The sequence below is a fragment of the Novosphingobium album (ex Liu et al. 2023) genome (genome assembly GCF_029076845.1).
Classification (GTDB): Bacteria; Pseudomonadota; Alphaproteobacteria; order Sphingomonadales; family Sphingomonadaceae; genus Novosphingobium.
Window position 1 is genome coordinate 94,711 of record NZ_JARESE010000049.1, and the last position, 19,145, is coordinate 113,855.

Annotated in this window: 14 protein-coding genes and 1 pseudogene; 10 read left to right on the forward strand and 5 right to left on the reverse strand. The window is 68.8% G+C overall.

The window, feature by feature from the left end; all coding sequences use genetic code 11:
• Positions 1-121 precede the first annotated feature (121 nt).
• The 4 genes from PYV00_RS14850 to PYV00_RS14865 all read left to right on the forward strand — a co-directional run bounded on the left by PYV00_RS14850 (position 122) and on the right by PYV00_RS14865 (position 6,135).
• The gene (locus PYV00_RS14850) at positions 122-2,557 is read left to right on the forward strand and encodes a TonB-dependent receptor (RefSeq protein WP_275229075.1); all 2,436 of its coding nucleotides are present in this window, start codon (positions 122-124) and stop codon (positions 2,555-2,557) included.
• Between the two features lie 113 nt (positions 2,558-2,670).
• The gene (locus tag PYV00_RS14855) at positions 2,671-4,704 is read left to right on the forward strand and encodes a molybdopterin-containing oxidoreductase family protein (RefSeq protein WP_275229076.1); all 2,034 of its coding nucleotides are present in this window, start codon (positions 2,671-2,673) and stop codon (positions 4,702-4,704) included.
• Between the two features lie 92 nt (positions 4,705-4,796).
• Positions 4,797-5,285, forward strand: a complete 489-nt coding sequence (locus tag PYV00_RS14860; protein WP_275229077.1) for a hypothetical protein — start codon at positions 4,797-4,799, stop codon at positions 5,283-5,285.
• Positions 5,286-5,292: 7 nt separating this feature from the next.
• A complete protein-coding gene (locus tag PYV00_RS14865) occupies positions 5,293-6,135 on the forward strand; it encodes an SDR family NAD(P)-dependent oxidoreductase (protein WP_275229078.1) in 843 nt (280 codons plus the stop codon).
• Positions 6,136-6,155: 20 nt separating this feature from the next.
• Here PYV00_RS14865 and PYV00_RS14870 read toward each other — a convergent pair whose 3' ends face one another.
• Positions 6,156-7,196: a LacI family DNA-binding transcriptional regulator gene (locus PYV00_RS14870; RefSeq protein ID WP_275229079.1), complete on the reverse strand. Its 1,041-nt coding sequence runs from the start codon at positions 7,194-7,196 to the stop codon at positions 6,156-6,158.
• Between the two features lie 152 nt (positions 7,197-7,348).
• Between PYV00_RS14870 and PYV00_RS14875 the strand changes: the two genes are divergently transcribed.
• The 4 genes from PYV00_RS14875 to PYV00_RS14890 all read left to right on the forward strand — a co-directional run bounded on the left by PYV00_RS14875 (position 7,349) and on the right by PYV00_RS14890 (position 12,605).
• Positions 7,349-8,986, forward strand: coding sequence for an FAD-dependent oxidoreductase (locus tag PYV00_RS14875; protein WP_275229080.1), 1,638 nt, complete (start codon positions 7,349-7,351; stop codon positions 8,984-8,986).
• A gap of 11 nt (positions 8,987-8,997) precedes the next feature.
• The gene (locus PYV00_RS14880; protein WP_275229081.1) at positions 8,998-9,411 is read left to right on the forward strand and encodes a nuclear transport factor 2 family protein; all 414 of its coding nucleotides are present in this window, start codon (positions 8,998-9,000) and stop codon (positions 9,409-9,411) included.
• 162 nt (positions 9,412-9,573) lie between these two features.
• Positions 9,574-11,046 (forward strand): DUF4139 domain-containing protein, encoded by a 1,473-nt coding sequence (locus PYV00_RS14885; RefSeq protein ID WP_275229082.1) that lies wholly within the window; start codon positions 9,574-9,576, stop codon positions 11,044-11,046.
• Between the two features lie 11 nt (positions 11,047-11,057).
• Positions 11,058-12,605: a DUF4139 domain-containing protein gene (locus tag PYV00_RS14890; RefSeq protein ID WP_275229083.1), complete on the forward strand. Its 1,548-nt coding sequence runs from the start codon at positions 11,058-11,060 to the stop codon at positions 12,603-12,605.
• A 65-nt stretch (positions 12,606-12,670) separates the two neighbouring features.
• Here PYV00_RS14890 and PYV00_RS14895 read toward each other — a convergent pair whose 3' ends face one another.
• Positions 12,671-14,008 carry a lipopolysaccharide biosynthesis protein gene (locus PYV00_RS14895; RefSeq protein ID WP_275229084.1) on the reverse strand — a complete coding sequence of 446 codons (1,338 nt, stop codon included), beginning with the start codon at positions 14,006-14,008 and terminating at the stop codon, positions 12,671-12,673.
• A 14-nt stretch (positions 14,009-14,022) separates the two neighbouring features.
• Entirely contained in the window at positions 14,023-15,297 is a 1,275-nt protein-coding gene (locus PYV00_RS14900) for a glycosyl transferase (RefSeq protein ID WP_275229086.1), read from the reverse strand.
• A 173-nt stretch (positions 15,298-15,470) separates the two neighbouring features.
• On the opposite strand from PYV00_RS14900, the gene PYV00_RS14905 reads away from it, so the two are divergent.
• On the forward strand, positions 15,471-16,148 hold the full coding sequence (locus PYV00_RS14905; protein ID WP_275229087.1) for a response regulator transcription factor: 678 nt from the start codon (positions 15,471-15,473) through the stop codon (positions 16,146-16,148).
• Positions 16,145-17,521: a sensor histidine kinase gene (locus PYV00_RS14910; RefSeq protein ID WP_275229088.1), complete on the forward strand. Its 1,377-nt coding sequence runs from the start codon at positions 16,145-16,147 to the stop codon at positions 17,519-17,521. The genes PYV00_RS14905 and PYV00_RS14910 overlap by 4 nt, the downstream gene beginning before the upstream one ends.
• A 44-nt stretch (positions 17,522-17,565) precedes the next feature.
• On the opposite strand, the pseudogene PYV00_RS14915 reads toward PYV00_RS14910, so the two are convergent.
• Positions 17,566-19,012 (reverse strand): annotated as a pseudogene (locus PYV00_RS14915) (cobyric acid synthase).
• Positions 19,000-19,134: a hypothetical protein gene (locus PYV00_RS14920; RefSeq protein ID WP_275229089.1), complete on the reverse strand. Its 135-nt coding sequence runs from the start codon at positions 19,132-19,134 to the stop codon at positions 19,000-19,002. Before PYV00_RS14920 ends, PYV00_RS14915 begins: the two are co-directional and overlap by 13 nt.
• Positions 19,135-19,145 lie beyond the last annotated feature (11 nt).

Genomic DNA, 19,145 nt, shown 5'->3' on the forward strand with positions numbered 1-19,145 from the left:
GCTGGCGCGTGGCAGCCGCCCGGCGCGCGATGCCGCAAGCCGCGATCAAGTAAATCCATAAGAAGCGACCAAGATATCTTGGCGTGAATACAGTCAAAGATTTGGGATTTTGGGGAGGGTTATGAAAGCTGATTGCTGGAAGCAAAGCCTGTGCCTGTCCGCCGCGGCGGGCCTGGCATTCATCGGAACCGGTACGGCCCACGCGCAGGAGAGCGCACAGGCGCAAGGTTCCCATCCGCAAGCGACGGTCGATACCAGCGAGATCATCGTCACCGCGCGCAAGCGCAGCGAGTCGCTGCTGGAAGTGCCGGTGATCATGACCGCGATTTCCGACGACAAGCTGCAGAAGCTGCAAGTCAACCGGATCGACGATCTGCCCCGGCTGGTGCCGGGCCTGACGATCGGCAAGGGCCCGCTCGCGATCGGCGCGCTGGTTTCGCTGCGCGGCGTCGGCACCTCGCAGCAGGACCCCAGCATCGACCAGTCGGTCTCGCTCAATATCGACGGGCTGTCGCTGGGGCAGGGCCTGGCGTTTGCCAGCGGCATGTTCGATCTGGCCCAGATCGAAGTGCTGAAAGGGCCGCAGGCGCTGTTCTATGGCAAGAGCAGCCCCGGCGGCGTGATCGCGCTGCGCACCGCCGATCCCACCGACAGCACCGAAGTCATCGCGCGCGCCGGCTACGAATTCGAAGCCGACGAGAAGACGGCCGAACTGATCGTCTCCGGCCCGATCGGCAATACGTTGAAAGCGCGCCTCGCGGGCCAGTATTCGCGGGCCAGGGGCTATTTCCGCAACGAAGCGGTGGCGATCCCCGGCACGGGCGCGCGCGATCCGCTCTATCATCGCCTGTCGCGCTCGCACAGCTATCAGGTGCGCGGCACGCTGTTGTGGGAGCCTTCGGCCGATTTCCACGCCCGGCTGAAGATGAACCTGGTGCGCGATTATGCCAACGATGCCGATCAGCGCCAGCTCAAGAGCTGCCCGGAAGGCACCGAGCAGCCCGTCGCGCCGATCCCGGTCTCGTTCATCAGCGGTGACGATTGCAAGCTCAACCGCGTGCTGCATTCGGTCTATCACGATCCGGCCGCGTTTCCCGGCATCATCAACGATGGCGTTCCGTTCCTGCGCGTGCTGCAGAAGTACGGCACGCTCGAACTCGATTACAATCTGACGCCGCGCATCACCCTGACATCGACCACCGGGCTTTACCGGCTGCGCTCGCTGAGCCTTACCAACACGCACGGCAGCACCGCGCTGGGGCCGACGCTGGGCATTTCGAGCGGCTATGACCGCAATGAATTCACCCAGGAATTGCGGCTCAACAGCGATTTCGTCTCGCCGCTCAACTTCACGGCCGGCGCGTTCTACCAGAAGGGCCATTTCAAGGATGGCGTGACCATCCAGGGCAATGCCGCCCTCGGGCTCGATTCGATACATAGCGATGGCTACACCAAGGTCGATATCGAGACGTTCTCGCTGTTCGGGCAGGCGCGCTGGAAAGTCGTGCCCGATCTGGAAATCGCGCTGGGCACGCGCTGGACCGACGAGCGGCGCACGCAAGATCCGTTCAACCTGCTGACCCAGGCGCCCGTGCCCGTGGCGGTCGATCGCATCCACACCAGCAATTTCTCGCCCGAGCTGACGCTGAGCTATACGCCCACCGACAGCCTGACGGTGTTCGGCTCGCTCAAGCAGGCTTACAAGTCCGGCTCGTTCAGCGCGGGCACCGTGCCCAATCCGGGCGCGGACAATTCGTTCGGCGATGAAAAGGTGCGCGGCGGCGAGGCGGGCGTGAAGACGCGGCTGGCCGGCGGCAGCCTGCAGGCCAATCTGGCGGCCTATTACTACAAGTATTCCGGCCTCCAGGTCGGTGCGATCGAGCCGGCGGACAATGGCGTGCCGATCATCCGCGTGGTCAATGCCGGCGCCGCGCGGACCTATGGCGTCGAATTCGATGCGACCTACCGGCCGCCCACGATCGACGGGCTGACGCTGACCGGCGCGCTCAACTACAACAACGGCCGCTACAGCGAGCTTAACACGGTGCCCTGCTGGAGCGGCCAGACCATCTCGCGCGGGTGCGACCAGTTTCCCAATCCGCAGACCGGGCGCAATACCGCGCAGGATCTGTCGGGCACGCCGCTGATCCGCGCGCCTGACTGGCAGGCGACGTTCGGGTTCGATTACGAACTGCCGGTGGGCAACAACATGGCGATAGCGATCACCAATTCGAACCAGTATTCGTCCCGCTTCGTCACGTTCATCGCGATCGGCCGGCCGCATGACGACAATTTCCAGAAGGCATTCCTCAAGTCCGATCTCAGCGTGGCGCTGCGCGGGCCGGACGAGCGCTGGGAAGTCGCGCTGGTGGGCAACAACCTCACCGACAAGATCACCGCCGCCAACTGCTCGGCATCGAACGCGCAAGGGGGCCTGATCTTCGGGGATGTCACGGGGGCGCAGGATCCGGGGGATTCCGGGCTGGGCGAGGCGAGCTGCAATGTCCAGCGCGGCCGCTCGGTCTGGCTGCGCCTCACGTTCCGGCCGGGCTTCTAGGCCGCGCCGGGCGAATGGGGCGGGAGAGGGGGCAGCCTCTTCCGCCCCGCATGAAGCGAAGGCGGGGTTTCGGGCACGGCCCGATGCGCTCGCGAAGCAGGAGTGGATGCGTGATGGGCCAGCCAGTCGAAACGAAGCGCGGTTACTGCAAGGTCTGCACCGCCCAGTGCGGCGTGGTGATCGATGTGGCGGGCGACCGGATCGTCCAGGTCAAGGGCGATCGCGCGCATCCGCTGACCAGGGGGTACACTTGCCCCAAGGGCCGCGCGGTCGGCCAGTGGCACCACCATGCCGATGCCATCACCGCCCCGATGATGCGCAAGCATGGCGAGCTGGTGCCGGTGAGTTGGGACGAGGCGCTCGACGATCTGGCCGCGAAGCTGGCCGGCATCGTCGCCCGGCATGGCCCGCACGCGGTCGGCATGTTTTTCGGCAGCGGGCTGGGCGTCGATTCTTCGGGCTATCGCATGGCCGAGGCGCTGCACGCGGCTTGGAACCATCCGCCGCGCTTCTCGCCGATCACGATCGACGGGACCGCCAAGATCATGGTGGCGAGCCTGATGGGCGGGTTTCCCGGCTTTGCCACCAAGATCGATTTCGACAATGCCGACATGGTGCTGTTCGTCGGCAGCAACCCGATGGTCAGCCACGGGCACAACAACGGCATGTTCAATCCCGCCCCCAGGCTCAAGGCCATGGCCGCGCGCGGCGAGGTCTGGACGATCGACCCGCTGTTCACCGAGACGGCGAAGTTCTCGACCCGGCACATCGCGCCTTATCCCGCGACCGACCATGTGATCCTGGCCTGGCTGGCGCGCGAGATCATCGACAACGGGCTGGTCCATCCCGCCCAGCCGATCACGGGGCTGGCGGAACTGCGCGCGGCGCTGGAGGACTTCGACCGGGCGCGCGCCGCCGCGATCGCCGGCGTCGCCGAAAGCGACCTGGCGGACCTGTTCGCGGCCGTGCGCGCGCGCGGCAGGGTGGTGGTGGAAACCGGCACCGGCGTGACGATGTCGGAAACCGCCAATGTCTCGCACTGGCTCGCCTGGGCGATCATGATCCTGACGGGCGCGATGAACCGGCCGGGCGGCGTGTGGTTCCACCCCGGCTTCCTGACGCGGTTCGATGCGATCGAGATGCCGCCGATGCACGATCCGTTCACGCCCGGCCCGCCGACGATGCCGGGGGTGGACGGGCTGATCGGCGAATGGCCCTGCGCCGCGCTGCCCGGCGAGATCGCCGCCGGCAACATCCGCGCGGTGGTCAACCTTGGCGGCAGCCTCATCCGCTCGTTCCCCGATGCCAATGCGCTGGCTCCGGCGCTGCGCGAACTGGAGGTGCTGGTCTCGTTCGAGATCATCGCCAACGAGACGACCGCGCTTTCCACGCATGTCCTGCCGACCAAGGACCAGATCGAGCGGCCGGAAATGACGCTGTGGGATACGCTCGGCTCGCAAGTCTGCATGCAGTATTCGCCGGCGATGGTCCCGCCGATGGGCGAGCGCCGCTCGGCCTGGTGGGTGCTGGCGCAACTGATGCGGCGCATGGGCATGGCCGTGCCCGATCATGTGCCCGACGACGACCGCGCGCCAGGCGCCGATCATCACATGCTCGCCCGGATGATGACGCCCGAGGCGCGCTGTACGTTCGAGGAACTGGTGGCGACCGGCTATGTCGAGCGCGCGCACGAGATCGGCGGCGCCTGGTTCGATCGGCATATCGCGCGGATGGGCGGCTGGCGGCTGGCGCCGCCCCGGCTGCTGGAATTCTGGCGCGGCCTGCGCGCGGCCGAGCGCGCCGCGCCGGGCGCACGGCCGCGCCTGCGCTTCATCTCGCGCCGGCAACGGCGCAAGCTCAACGGCTCGCTCGAATTCCTCGGCAGCCCGGCCGATATCATCCTCAATCCGGCCGATGCCGCGGCCTATGGCATCGCGCACGGGCAGCAGGTGCGGGTGTTTTCCGATCGCGGCGAGATCAGCCTGACCGCCAATGTCGATCCGGCGATCCGCCAGGGCGTCGCCTCCATCCCGCACGGGCATGGCAAGGCCAACGTGAATTATCTGACCGATACCACCGAGGTCGATCCGCTGGGCGGGCAAGTGCTCTACACCGGCATCCCCATCGAGCTGGAGGCGATCGCCTGACTTTCGCGGGGGGCTTTGGTCCCGGCCGGCGATCCACGGGCCGGCAATGCAAATGCGCGTGGGACAGAACATGGACTGGAGGAGACAGGATAATGCGAGAGCCGAACAATTTCGACGAAGCGCTCAAGGAAGCGACCGGGCCCAATTCGCGCAAGGTGATCGAATATTCGCGCGCGATGTACGAAGGCGTGAAGGCAGCCAAGTTGCCCGATTTCACCCCGGCCGGCTGGGACGAACTGGGCAAGCTGATCGACACCGGGAACTTCGTGCGGATCGGCAATTTCCGCGAGAAGGTGGTCTGGGACCAGTACGTCGGCCTGCTCACCCAGTGGGGCCAGTCCACCGAATGGGACATCACGATCAACCGTGTCACCGAAGGCGACGGCTGGGCCATCCAGGAAGCCTATGAGTTCGCGCGCTATCCCGATCGCGATGAAGGCTATGATTCGGTGGCGGTCTACGATTTCGGCGAGGACGGACGGCTGGTGAAGCTGGCCATCTACCTTTCGAAGGAAGAGCACCTGAGCTCGGCCCAGTCGCACCAGTGGGATTGGGACAAGGTCGGCGCCGACAAGGCGTGAACCGGCCGTGCCGGCCAGGCCGCTCGCCTGGCCGGCGGCCATCGGGGAGAAGGACATGCTGCTGAAACAGCGATACGGCCCATGGGCGCTGCTTGTCGGCGGGTCCGAAGGCGTGGGCGAGCATCTGGCCCGCCAGCTTGGCGCGGCGGGGATCAACGTCATCCTCGTCGCCCGCAAGCCCGAGCCGCTGGCGGAAACGGCGCGCAAGGTGCGCGCGGAAAGCGGCGTCGAAGTGCGCACCTTGCAGCTTGACCTGATGCGGCCCGACATTCTGGAGCGGCTGCGCGAAGTGACCGAGGATGTCGAGATCGGCCTGCTGGTGCACAACGTGGCCGGCAACCAGGCCTATGGGCCTTTCGTCGATACCACGCTGGAAGCGGCCTTGTCCGCCGTGCTGACCAGCCCGGTGGCGCTGACCAAGCTGGCGCACCACTATGCCATCCCGATGGCGCGGCGCGGGCGCGGCGGGGTGCTGTTCACCGGATCGCTGGCGGGCAATGCCGGCAGCTACAGCCTCACGACTTACGCGGCGGCCAAGGCTTTCACCCAGATCTTCGGCGAGGGGTTGTGGGCCGAACTGCAGCCGCGCGGCGTCGACGTGCTGGTGTTCCCGCTCGGCGCGACCGACACGCCGTCCCGCGCACGCTATGGCACCGGGGATTCCGACGAGATGCCGGTCGCAAGCTCCGAGGAGGTGGCCCGGCAGGCGCTGGCGCAGCTCCCCAACGGCCCGGTCTATGTCGCGCCGGAGAACCGGCCGTTCTTCGAGCTGATGTGCACGCCCGACCGCCGCCGGGTGGTGGAGATCCAGCGCGATCTGCAAGTCAGCATGTTGCCTGACGGCGTTTGAATCCGCTGCCGCCCCGCTGTTCAATCCCCGGTCGAGGCGCGCGGGATGATCGTGTAGTCGAGCAGGGTGGAGGAAACGGGCATGGAGCGCGGGTCCGTGCCGGCCCGGATATGCCGCACCAGCCGTTCCACCGCCTGATCGGCCATGGCCGCGTAAGGCACTTTCACCGAAGTCAGCGGCGGCCACACGGTCTGGGCGATATAGGTGTCGTCGAAGCCGGCGACGGCAAGGTCACCCGGTACTTTCAGCCCGCGCGAAAGCGCCGCGGTCAGCGCGCCGGCGGCCATCTCGTCATTGCTGGCGAAGATCGCCGTCGGCGGATCGGGCAGGTCGAGCAGCGCGGTCGCGGCCGCGAGCCCTTCCTGCACGGTATATTCGCCCTGGGCCACCAGCGCCGGGTCGAACGTCAGGCCGTGATCGGCCAGCGCGCGCGTGTAGCCTTGCGAATGGGTGTGGTGGATCGAGAATTCCTCGGGCACGCGGATGAAGCCGATCCGGCGATGCCCCTTGGCGATCAGGTGGGTGGTCAATTCGTAGGCGGCGGCGGTCTCGTCGATGCGGAAGGTGGAGATCTTCTCCAGGTTGCTGCCCGCGCCCACGCAGGCCAGCGGGAAGTCGATCTGGTCCAGCTCGGCGCGGTTGGCGATGGATTCGCCGTAGATCGGCGTGACGATGCAACCTTCGGCCCCCCGGTCGCGCAAGGCGTTCACCGATGCCCACATGTTGCCGATCTCGGCATAGACGATCGGCTCGAGCAGGAGCTGCACGTTGAGCCGCGAGGCGGCGGTCAGGGCGCCGGTGAGGATCGCGGTGGCGATCGGGTGCTCGTCATTCGAATGGACCAGGCCGATGAACATCGGCCCGGCGCTGGCCAGTTGCCGCGCGGCCTGGTTGGGCACGTAGTTCAGCTTTTCGACCGCGCGCAGCACTTTCTCGTTCATCACCGCCGAGGCGGACCGGCCGTTGAGCACGTTCGAGACGCTCATCGGCGAAACGCCGGCATGGGCCGCCACCATCCTGAGCGTCACGGCCGATTTCGATCGTCTTGAATTGCGCGTCATGGCCTTCTCGCAGATTGTCCCTTCTCGCCGATGGGCCGGTCTTGCGGGAAATTGTTGACTTGTCCAATGTAGCGCTACATACCTGAGCCCGCCTCGATGGGCAAGCGGCCGGAACCGGCGGCGGCCTTTCGCGGCGGGAGAGGGGACAAGCCTTGGCGCATGAGTATGACGTCATCATCGTCGGCAGCGGTGCCGGCGGCATGGCGGCCGCGATTACCGCGAAGCTTTCGGGCCTGCGTCCGCTGCTGATCGAGAAGACCGCGCAGCTGGGCGGTTCCTCAGTGCTGTCGGGCGGCGTCCTGTGGATGCCCAACAACCCGCTGCTGGCGCGTGAAGGCGTGCCGGATTCGCGCGAGGCGGGCCTGCGCTATCTCGCAAACTTCGTCGAGGAAGGCGATCCCTGCTCGTCGCCCGCGCGGCGCGAAGCGTTCGTCGATGCGGTGCCCGCGGTCATCGCGCTGCTCGAAGCGCAGGGGATGCGCTATGAACGCTGCCCCGGCTATGCCGACTATTACAGCCACTTGCCCGGCGGCCACGCGGCCAGCCGTTCGCTTCAGGCGGCGCTGTTCAACGCCAACCGCCTCGGTTCGTGGAAAGCCCGGCTGCGCGCGCCCAGCCTGCCGCTGCCGATCCGCACGTCCGAAGGCGCGCAGCTCATGCGCGTGGGATTCGCCTGGGATGGCAAGGCCATGGCCGCGCGCATCGCCGCGCGCTACCTGGCGGCGCGGCTGACCGGGCGGACGGTCCACGGTGCGGGTGGCGCCTTGCAAGGGCGGATGCTGGAAATCGCGCTACGCCTGGGCGTGGAGATCTGGACCGATGCCGCGCTGGTCGATCTGGACATGCGCGGCGGTGCGGTGGTCGGCGCGCACTTGCGGCGCGAGGGCGAGGATATCACCGTCGCGGCCGGGCGCGGCGTGATCGTGACGGCGGGCGGCTTCGCGCGCAACCTGGCGATGCGCCAGGCCTATATGCGCGCGCCGGCCTCGATCGAATGGACCAAGGCCAATCCCGGCGATACCGGCGATGCCATCCAGGCGATGCGGCGCGCCGGCGCGGCGCTGGGCTGGATGGACGAGGCCTGGTGGGTCATGACCTTCCAGGCCGGTGCAGAGACCTACCAGATCGTTCCCGAACTGATCAAACCGCACAACATGCTGGTCGATGCCGGCGGCCAGCGCTTCGTCAACGAGGCGCGTTCCTACATGGAAGTGGGCCGCGCCTGCTATGCGCGCAATCCCGCGTCGCGCGCCATTCCCGCCTGGGTGATCGCCGACAGCCGGCATCGCCGGCGCTACATGTTCGGCTATCAGCCGCCGGGGCGCATTCCCGAAAAGTGGATCGAGAACGGCTGGGTCCGCCGCGCCGACACGATCGAGGAACTCGCCGGCCAGTGCGGCATCGACCCGGCCGGGCTCGCGCGGTCGGTCGCGCGCTTCAACCGCTTTTGCGAGACCGGGATCGACGAGGACTTCCACCGGGGCGACAATGCCTATGCGGCTTATTGGGGCGATCCCACCGCGCGGCCCAACCCCAGCCTGGGCACGATCGCCAAGCCGCCGTTCTGGGCGGTGCCGCTGGTGCCCGGCGATGTCGGCACTTGTGGCGGGGCGATCACTGACGCTTGCGCCCGCGTGCTGCGGGAGGATGGCGGCGCGATCGACGGGCTCTATGCCGCGGGCAATTGCGCCGCGCCGCTTGCCGGCCCGCACTATATCGGCGCCGGCCTGAGCCTCGGCGCATCGACCGTGTTCGGCTATCTCGCCGTGCGCCATGCCGCCAGCGGCTGAAAGGACCCCGCATGTTGGAAACGCGTGACATCATCGACATTCAGCAGCTTGAGGCCTTCTGCCACCACGCCGTCGATCATGACGACCAAAGCCTGTTCCACCTGGCCTTCACCGAGGATGCCCGGTTCGACGGGCGCCTGTGCGGCGGCCCGCTCTGCGTCGGGCTGGACGAGATCCGCGCCTTCTTCGCGCTGGGCAAGCCGCCGCATCCCCCTTCGCACCACATGACCAATTGCTGGGTGCACGAGGAAGACGGGCGCGTGCGGGTGAAGATGAAATGGATCTGCCCCGATCCGCGCACCGGCACGATGGTGGTGGGCGACAATGACGATTGGGTCGTGCCCACCGATGCGGGCTGGCGCATCAAGGAACGCATCGCCATGATCCGCTATCCCGGCGGCTTCAGCGGATCGGGCGAGGGATAGGGCGGCGCGGCGCCCGTCGCGAAGCGGCGATCGCACCGCTTCGGCCCTGCTTCCTGTTGCCAGGCGCTGATTTTCCGGCAGTCATCCCGCCTTCATCGCGGCGTGGCTAGGCTGCGCCGCAGCGGACCTGGATCGGGTGCGGTCCTGGCGGGAGAGACGTGGATGCGGCTGGCGATATTCCTCATGGGATCGGCGTGTGCGATCGTGCCGGTGCCTGCATTCGCGCAGGCCGGGCAAGGCGACGTTTCCGTCACGATCTACAACAACGATCAGGCGCTGATCCAGGATGCGCGCCGGATCGATCTGCCCGCGGGCATCAGCCGGCAGGAGTTTCCCGGCGTTTCCGCGTCGCTGCGGCCCGAAACGGTCACGCTTTCGGCCAGCGGCACCGGCGTGGTCGAGCAGAACTTCGATTATGACCTGCTGACGCCGGCAAAGCTGATGGAAAAGGCGGTGGGGCAGACCGTCACCGTCGTGCGCACCAATCTGGCCACTGGCGTGGAGACCAGCGAGCAGGCGCTGGTGCTGGCGAACAATGCGGGCACGGTGCTGCGCATCGGCAATCGCATCGAGATCCTGCAGAACTATGGCGCGCGCGTGGTCTTTCCGCGCCTGCCCGAAAACCTGCGCGCCAATCCCACGCTTTCGGTCACGCTCGATACGCAGGCCGCCGGCCCGCGGCCCGTCACGCTCAATTACCTGTCGCGCGGGCTCGGCTGGAAGGCCGATTATGTCGCCCTGTTCGATGAGACGGCGGGCAAGCTGGACATGCAGGGCTGGATCACGCTGATCAACAACAGCGGCACCACTTTCGGCAACGCGCGCGTCCTGCTGGTCGCCGGATCGCCCGGCCAGGCGGGGCCGGACGCCCGCTATCGTCCCAGTCCCCAGCCCGTGCGCGCACCGTCCGGCAATCGTCCAGGCAGCGAAAGCGCCGATCGCGAGAGGCTGGGAGACTATTACGTCTATCCGCTTGCCGGCCGCACGACGGTTGCCAATGCCCAGCAGAAGCAGGCCAGCTTCCTCGATGTCGAGGGTGCGCCGGCCAGCAAGGGCTACTTCTATCGCAACGGCTGGATGGGGCAGAGCGACGAGCCGGTCAGCGCCGATACGGTGCTGCGCTTTTCCTCCTCGCGCGAAGGCGGCCTTGGCGATGCGCTGCCGGCGGGCACGGTGCGCGTCTACATGCGCGACGCGCGCGGGCAGTCGCAGTTCATCGGCGAGGATACGATCGGACACACGCCGATGGGCTCGCTGCTGGCGCTGAAGACGGGCGAGGCCTTCGACGTGAAGGTCAAGCCCACGCTGGAAAACCGCGAGAAGATCACCACCGACGAGTGGGAGCGGACCGCCCGCTATCGCATCACGCGCGACGGCAAGACCGAGGACGTCACCGTTGATCGCACCAGAACCTATTGGCGCACGACGATGAGCTACACCCTGACCAATGCCCGGCCCGAGCCGGTGACGGTGGAGATCGTCCAGGCCGGGCTCGACAACGGCTGGCAGGATACGCGGATTCCGTCCGAAAGCGTCAAGGGAGAGCAGCGCTCGCGCGATGAACGGGCCTGGCTGGTGCCCGTGCCTGCCCAGGGCGAGGCCAGGCTGACCGTGCAGTTCGACACGCGGTATTGAGCGGCGGGCCGATGATCCGCCGATGCATCGCGCGGCTCTGGCCGGGAGTGCTCGCGCTCGGCCCGGCGGGCCCCGCGCTGGCGCGGCAGGTGGTGACGTCGCCGGCGCCCGAACAGGTCGCCGTCACGATCTATCGCGCGGCCGACCGCGGCGATGGCGCGGCGATGGACCTGGCCTGGCTGCGCGGCTTCGCCCTCGTCACCGAGACGCGCACGGTCGATATCCCGGCGGGTGAGGGGGTGATCCGCTTCGAAGGCGTGGCTGCCGGCATGTTGCCCGAAAGCGCGCTCGTCACCGGATTGCCGTCCGGCGTGCGCGAAAAGAACCTCGATGCCGATCTGCTCTCGCCCCGCAGCCTCTACGCGCGCGGCCTGGGCCGGCCCGTGACCCTGCGGCGGCGCAACCCGGAGACCGGCGAGGCGCGCGAGGAGCCGGCGATCGTGCGTGCGAGCACCGATGGCGGCGTGATCGTGCAGACGAAGGACGGGTTCGAGGCGGCCGATTGCGGCCCGCTGAAGGATGCGCTGTCCTTCGATGCCGTGCCCGAAGGACTGTCGGCCCGCCCGACGCTGTCGGTGGCGACCGATGCGCCGCAGGCCTCGCGCGTGACGCTGACGCTGTCCTATCTCGCCTGGGGGTTCGACTGGCAGGCCAGCTATGTCATCCGCTTGCGCGAGAACGGGCGCAAGGCGGATGTCCTGGCCTGGGTCACGCTGGCGAACGGCGATCCCATCAGCTTTCCCGATGCCCGCGCCGCCGTGGTGGCCGGCAAGGTCCATCGCGCCGAACCGGACGGGCAGGCCGGCGCGCGCCGCCCGCCCGACCGTCTGGTCTATCCCTGCTTCACCCAGAACAAGCGTTCCTTCGGGATGCCGCCGCCAGGTGGGGCCAGTGCCCCGCTGGCGATTGTCGTGACGGCGCAGAGGCGCGAGGAAAGGCTCATGGACGTTCCGCTCGCCGTCACGGTGACGGAGGAAGGGCTGGGCGATCTCAAGCTCTATCGCGTGCCGATGCCCACCACCATCGCTTCGCAGGCGCAAAAGCAGGTGGCCCTGTTCCATCGCGGCGATGTTGGCGTGGTGATCGTCCATGCCGCCGAGATCCGCGGCGATCGTGCCGCCGGCAGGGTCGGCCAGCGCTTGCGGATGGGCAATCGCCAGGCGGATGGGCTGGGCGTCGCGCTGCCGGCCGGAACCGTCACCGTATTCGAGCCGCACGGCGGCCAGCCGGTGCTTTCGGGTGAAGGCACGTTGCGCGATGCGGCGGTGGGCCAGGATGTCGAGGTCATGCTGGGCGACGCTCCGCAAGTGCAACTTGCCATCGAACCCGTCGCGCGCGATGCGAACCGCCACGACCGTGAGGATTACGCCGCGACCGTGACCAACGCCAACCCCTGGCCCATCGCCTTCGAAGCGCGCCTTGCGGCCCCTGAAGATGATGAACGGATCGTCGAGCCGCTATCGGCCAAGCTGGCGCGCAAGAATGGCGCGCTGCTCTGGAAAGTGACGGTTCCGGCCCAGGGCACGGCCAGGCTGACGTACCGCCTGCGCCGGCGGTAGACAGAACCGGCCCAAGTGGAATGCCCGGTGGCCTTGCGGGGGTCTGGGCGTATGATCCGCCACCGTCAGGACCGTCCCTTTCGCCGGATCGTCGAACAGACCGTGGCGCCAAGGCCCAGATAGCTTGCCGCGCTGCCGATCGCGACCGACCAGGCGATGCCCGGCCCGCCCCGGTCGAACAGCAGGGCGATCGCCGTGGCCATGCAGACCATGCCCAGAATCCGGCAGGCGAGCGCGGCGCGCGCGCGGCCTGAGGCGTGGAGCACGGGTTCGAATGCGACGCTGCCCAGTTCAAGGCTGGCCGCGATCGACAGCGGCACGAGCAACGCCGCCGCGCCGGTGAAGCCCGAGCCGCCGATCAGCGCCAGCAGCGGCTCGCCTGCCAGCAGTGCGATCGTGACGACGATGGCGCCCGCCGCCGCCGCCAGCAGGCTGGTCTGCACCGCCAGCCGGCGAAAGCCGCCAGCGTCGGCGGCGACGCGCGAATGGGCGATCTCGGCATAGACCGAGCGGGTCAGCAGCGCGGAAAGCTTGCCCAGGGCCTGGGTGAGCTGGCTGGCGAGGCGATAGAGTCCGGCCGCGCTGGTGCTGGCCAGCGCGCCAGCGGCCATCAGCGGCCCGTGCCGCATGGCCGCGTCGATCGAGCCGCCCGCGTGCGTGACCAGCAGGAACGCGGGCAGGCCGGGATTCTCGCGCAGGGCCAGGCGCCAGTCGCGCAAGTGCGACAGGCGCACGGCGCGCGGGCACAGCCGGCGCGCCATGGCCCAATAGCAGGCCGCCTCGGCCAGATCGACCAACGCCCAGGCCAGCAGGAAGCGGCCCACGCTGGGCCCCGTCTGCCAGATCGCGATCGCCGCGATCAGCCGGCCGGCGGGCACGATCGCCTCGACATAGACCGCCCGGTCGAAACGGTGCAGCGCACGGACCATGCCCGTCGGCGCGGAGACGAGCGCCCAGACCATCGCGCAGCAGAAGGCGAAGCCCATGTCGATGAAGGCGGTGTTGAGATCGAGCAGGTCGGCAAAGCCGTAGAACGCGATGAAGGCGATCAGGCAGCCCAGCACCGCGCCCAGCGCGTCTATCAGGCCGCACAGCATTCCCAGCCGGCCGAACCGTTCCCAGTTCGCCTGGTGCACGTGCCGGGCGCCATAGCGCACGACCACGCGCCAGGTCTCGAACCCGGCCAGCGCGATCAGCGCCTGCGCCGCGCCGAAGATCAGCGAGAAGTGCCCGAACTCCTTGAGGCCGAGCGCGCGCGTCAGGATCGCCAGATAGCCCAGCCCGCACAGCGCGCCAAAGCCCTTGCCGCCGATCAGCCAGCCGGTATTGGCCAGGATGCGCGCCAATGGCGAGCGGGCCGGCGCGTGCCCGGCCGGTGGGGAGGCGACACTGGCGGCTTTCATCGCTTGCCGGTCGGTCAGGCGGCGATCGCCAGCCCGCCGGCGCCTTCCAGCCCGGCGATCCGCGCCACAAGGTCGGCCGCCGCCGCGACGGGAGGCTGGCCCTTGAGCACGGGGGTGCCGTCCGGCAGCCAGGCGATGCCCTCGATCGCATAGCGCATCCGTTCCTTCTGCCAGGTCCGATAGGCGCCGTGGTCGGCAAAGGCGCGGTCGATGGCGGCGACGGGATCGGCATCGGGGCCGATCACTTCGCCGAAGTGCCACATCGCGTAGTCCTCGCTTTCGCGCCAATCGGCCCCGTGCGCGTCGACGAACAGGCAGGGGCGCGGGCGGACGAGGAATTCGTAGACCTGGCTGCTCACGTCGCCGAGGTAGAGATCGGCGCCCAGCGTATAGGTCATGTCGTTGCTGCGCGGCGAGCCGAGGTCGATCAGCACCCGGTCCGGCACGGCCATGGCTTCCCACGCGCGCCGCCGCCGCGCGCTCCACCGCTTCGCGAGCCGGACATGCGGGGCGACGACAAGGTTGTAGCGCCCGTCACGCACCACGGCCTCGACCAGCCGGCGGCCGAAGCGGTCGATCGAGCGGTGCCGCGTCGAGAAGTGCGGATTGTAGAGGATCACCGGCCGCTCGTTGGCGAACAGCGGCGCGCGCGCGCCGGCCTGGCGCAGCATGGCGGAAAGCTTGACCGGCCCGGTGACAGTGCAGTCCGCGCCGTTCACCCGGCCGCCGGCGACGAGCCGGTCACGATCCTTCCGCCCGGCGACCAGCACGTGATCGAACAGGGCGAAGCGCTTTTCGAAGCCGACCGCGCGGTCGCCCGCGCCGTGCGGGATATGCAGGATCGGCGGGCATTGCGCCGAAAGGCGGCGCAGGATCGTGGTGGTGCGTTCCGCGCACAGGATCAGCGCGGCCTGGCGCAGCCGCTCGGCCCAGACCAGCAGGCGCGCGATCTTGCGCAGGCCGGCGGGCAGCACGGCTTCGGCCATGGGCGGCAGCCGCATCTCCACCAGTTCGGGCAAGGGCTGGCCGATCGCGCGGGCCAGCGCGCGCACCGCCTGCGCGTCCTGCCGCGCGGGAACGAAGATCCGCGCCTGCCCCGGATAGCGGCGTTCCAGCTCGCAGGCGACCGGCACGATATGCGCGAACTGGTGCGCCCCGCCGATGGCCAGCACATGGATGCGCCCCGCCCCATCCGGCGCGAAGCCGCGCGGGGCGGTGGTAGACGGGGCGGCGGGGCAGAGGGGGGAAAGGCGCGGACGCGCCGGGGCGAACGGGATGCGGACAGCCATCGCATGGCCATGCCGGGCCCACCTCGCCGGCAAGTGGCGGGTTCGTTTGATTTTGTCCATGTTGGCGCCTAGGGGGCAGGCGGACCTCGACGGCGGATCGCGGGCCGGATAGCGCCCGGATCGCACGCCATCCGTTCCCACGACACTCATCAGGCCCTGTTGCTTTGCCGACGATGCAGATCCTCCTTGTCGAAGACGATGAAAGCCTTGCCGGCCACGTCGCGGCCGGGCTGCGCGAGGCGGGCCATATCGTGGAGCATTGCCGCGACGGGCGCGAAGGCCTGGTCCGCGCGACCTGCGAGACGTTCGACGTCATCGTCCTCGATCGCATGTTGCCCTCGCTCGACGGGCTGAAGCTGCTGGCGGCCTTGCGCGCCACAGACAATGCCGCGCCGGTGCTGATCCTGAGCGCGCTGGGCGACGTGGACGAGCGGGTGCGGGGCCTGAAGGCTGGCAGCGACGATTACATGGCCAAGCCTTTCGCCATGTCCGAGCTGCTGGCCCGGGTCGAAAGCCTGGGGCGGCGCAACCTGAGCCTGGCCGAGCCCGCCGACCATTTCCGCGTCGGCGATCTGGAGATCGACCTTGCGTCGCACACGGTGACACGCGCCGGGCGGCGGATCGCGCTCACGCTCAGGGAACTGCGGATCGTCGCCTGCCTTGCACGCAACGCCGGGCGCGTGGTCACGCGCTCGATGCTGCTGGAGAACGTGTGGGACTATAACTTCGATCCCCAGACCAACATCATCGACCAGCATATCAGCAAGGTGCGCCAGAAGATCGCGCGCGATCACGAAACCCAGCTGATCCACACGGTGCGCGGTGTCGGCTATATGATGCGGGCCGAATGAAGCGCCTGCTGCGCAGCCTCTCGTTCCGCCTGACCCTGATCTACGCGGGGCTGTTCTGCCTCTCGGTCGCCTTGCTGATGGGCACGGGCTACTGGTTCCGGGTGGTCCAGCCGCTGGATCAGGCGCGGGCGAGCGTGGAGCGCGAGGCCGAGCGGTTCGGCGCGATCTACCGCGCGCAGGGGCTGGCGGCGGCGCGCGCGGCGCTCGACCGGCGCTCGCACGCGGCGAACCAGCGCAAGCCCTTCCACGCGCTGATCGCCGCGAACGGCAAGGTGGTGACGGCCAACCTGCCTAGCTGGCCGCGCGCGCGATCGGGCAGCATCGCCCTGATCGAAGCGGATATCTTCATCGACGGTTTCGAATCCGATTACTACGCGCTGCTGCGCGATCAGGTGTTCCCCGATGGCACGCGGCTGCTGGTGGGGCGCGATGTCGAGGACATCATGCGCCAGGAAGAAGTGCTGCGCACCGCGGCGATCTGGATCTTCGGCGGCACCCTGCTGCTGGGCCTGACCGGGGGCTGGCTGATGAGCCTTGCCATCGGCCGGCGCATCGACATGGTCTCCTCCGCCGCGCGCCAGGTCATGGACGGGGACTTGTCAGGGCGCGTGCGGGTGCGGGGCACCAACGACGATTTTGACCGGCTGGGCGAGACGCTGAACCTGATGCTGTCGCGCATCCAGACGCTGTTCGAAGCGGTGCGCCGCGTGTCGGACAATGTCGCGCATGAATTGCGCACCCCGCTCGCGCGGCTGGTCGGCAAGCTGGAAGCGCTCGAACGGCAGGCGGGCGACAATGTCGAGATGCGCATCGCCATCGACGAGGCGATCGTCCAGGCCGACCAGCTTCGCCAGATCTTCGCCGCGCTGCTGCGCATCTCGCGCCTGGAAGGCGGCCGCCACCCCTTGCGCGCGCAGCGCACCGACGTGGTACAACTGCTTGAGGACGTGGTGGAATTCTACCAGCCCGAAGCCGAACGCCGCGATGTCCGGCTGGTGCTCGACGCGAAGCGGCCGCTGATCGCGGACCTGGACCTCGATCTGGTGTTCCAGGCGCTGTGCAACCTGCTCGACAATGCGCTGAAACACGTTCCCCCCGGCTGCCGCGTCGACGTGGCGGCCGCGCTTAGCGAGGGGAGCTTGCACCTTGCCATCTCGGACAATGGCCCCGGCGTCGAAGCCGGAGAGATCGTGCGGATCACTGAGCAGTTCTATCGCGGCGCGGCTTCGTCCGGGGTGCCGGGCGAGGGGCTGGGTCTGAGCATGGTCGCGGCCATCGCGCAAGTGCACGGGGCGACCATCGCCTTTGCGGACAATGCGCCGGGCCTGCGCGTCACGCTGAGCTTTCCGGCGGTGCGCGCGCGCGGAACCTGACGCGCGCCATCCGCGCCGTGCGCCGCCAATGGCCAGCAGGCGGGTTACGCGCCGGCCATGGCCAGCGCGGCCAGCCCGGCGACATCGCAATGGGTTTCGAGCGCGGCGGCGATCTCGTCGAGCGCGGCGTCGACCGTGCTGGCGTGGTCGATGCCGTCGGACGCGGTGTCCAGCCGCTCCAGCAAAGCGGCGCGCAAGGGGGTGCTGGCCAGGGCACCGTGCACATAGCTGCCGATCACGCGCCCGTCCGCGCTCTTCGCGCCGTCGCGCCGGCCGTCCCGCAGCGTCGCGAAGGCGCGCGCGCAATCGGGCCCGGTGGTTTCGCCGATATGCATCTCATAGCCCGCGAACCGCGCGCCCAGCGCGGTGCCCTCCACATGGTCGAGCCGCTTGCCCGGCGAAAGCACGCTCGCCACGTCGAGCAGGCCCAGGCCCGCCGCTGCGCCGGCCGGCCCCTCGATGCCCAGCGGATCGGCGATCGCGGTGCCCAGCATCTGGTAGCCGCCGCACAGGCCCAGGATCATGCCGCCGCGCCGTCGGTGCGCGGCGATGTCGATATCCCAGCCTTCCGCCCGGATCGCGGCCATGTCGGCCAGCGTCGCCTTGGAGCCGGGCAGCACGATCAGCGCCGCCTCCGCCGGAATCGGCCTGCCGGGCGGCACCATCACCCGATTCGGCCTTGAGCGGATCGAGATCGTCGAAATTGGCGATGCGCGGCAGGATCGGGCAGGCCACGCGCAGGCGGCCCGCCGCCGGCGCCCTGGCTCGCTCCAGCACGACCGCGTCCTCGCTCGGCAGCCGGGCGCTGGCGGCCAGCCATGGCACCAGCCCCAGCCCGCGCCAGCCCGACAGTGCCTCGATCTGGCGATAGCCATCGGCGAACAGCGCGGGATCGCCCCGGAACTTGTTGATGATGAAGCCGTGGATCATCGCCGCGTCCCCGGGATCGAGCACGGCCCTGGTGCCCACCACCGCCGCGATCACGCCGCCCCGGTCGATATCGCCGACAAGCACCACCGGCACGCGCGCGGCGCGGGCGAAGCCCATGTTGGCGATGTCGCCCGCGCGCAAGTTGATCTCCGCCGGGGAGTCGGCCCCTTCGACCACGACGATATCGCATTGCGCGCGCAATCGGGCGAAGCTTTCCAGCACTTCGGGCAGCAAGGGGCGGCGCGCTTCGCGGAAATGGGCCGAACCCAGCGTGCCGCGCATCCGGCCCTGGACGATGAGCTGCGAGGTGTGATCGGCCTGGGGCTTGAGCAGCACCGGGTTCATGTCGCTGTGCGGCTCCACCCGCGCCGCGATCGCCTGCAAGGCCTGGGCGCGGCCGATCTCGCCGCCATCGGCGGTGACGGCGGCGTTGTTCGACATGTTCTGCGGCTTGAACGGGCGCACGCGCAGCCCGCGATTGGCGAAAGCCCGGCACAGGCCGGCGACCAGCACCGACTTGCCGACATCCGAGCCGGTGCCTTGCAGCATCAGCGCGCCCACGCCAGCCCTCCCGCGATCGGCCACAGCGGCACGCGGGCGCGCCGGCCCGGCGCGAGCGCGGCGCGAATGTCCGCCGCCGCAGCCTGCGCGCGGCCATCGCCGATCCGGTCCTTGTCGATCATTGCGTCGTCTT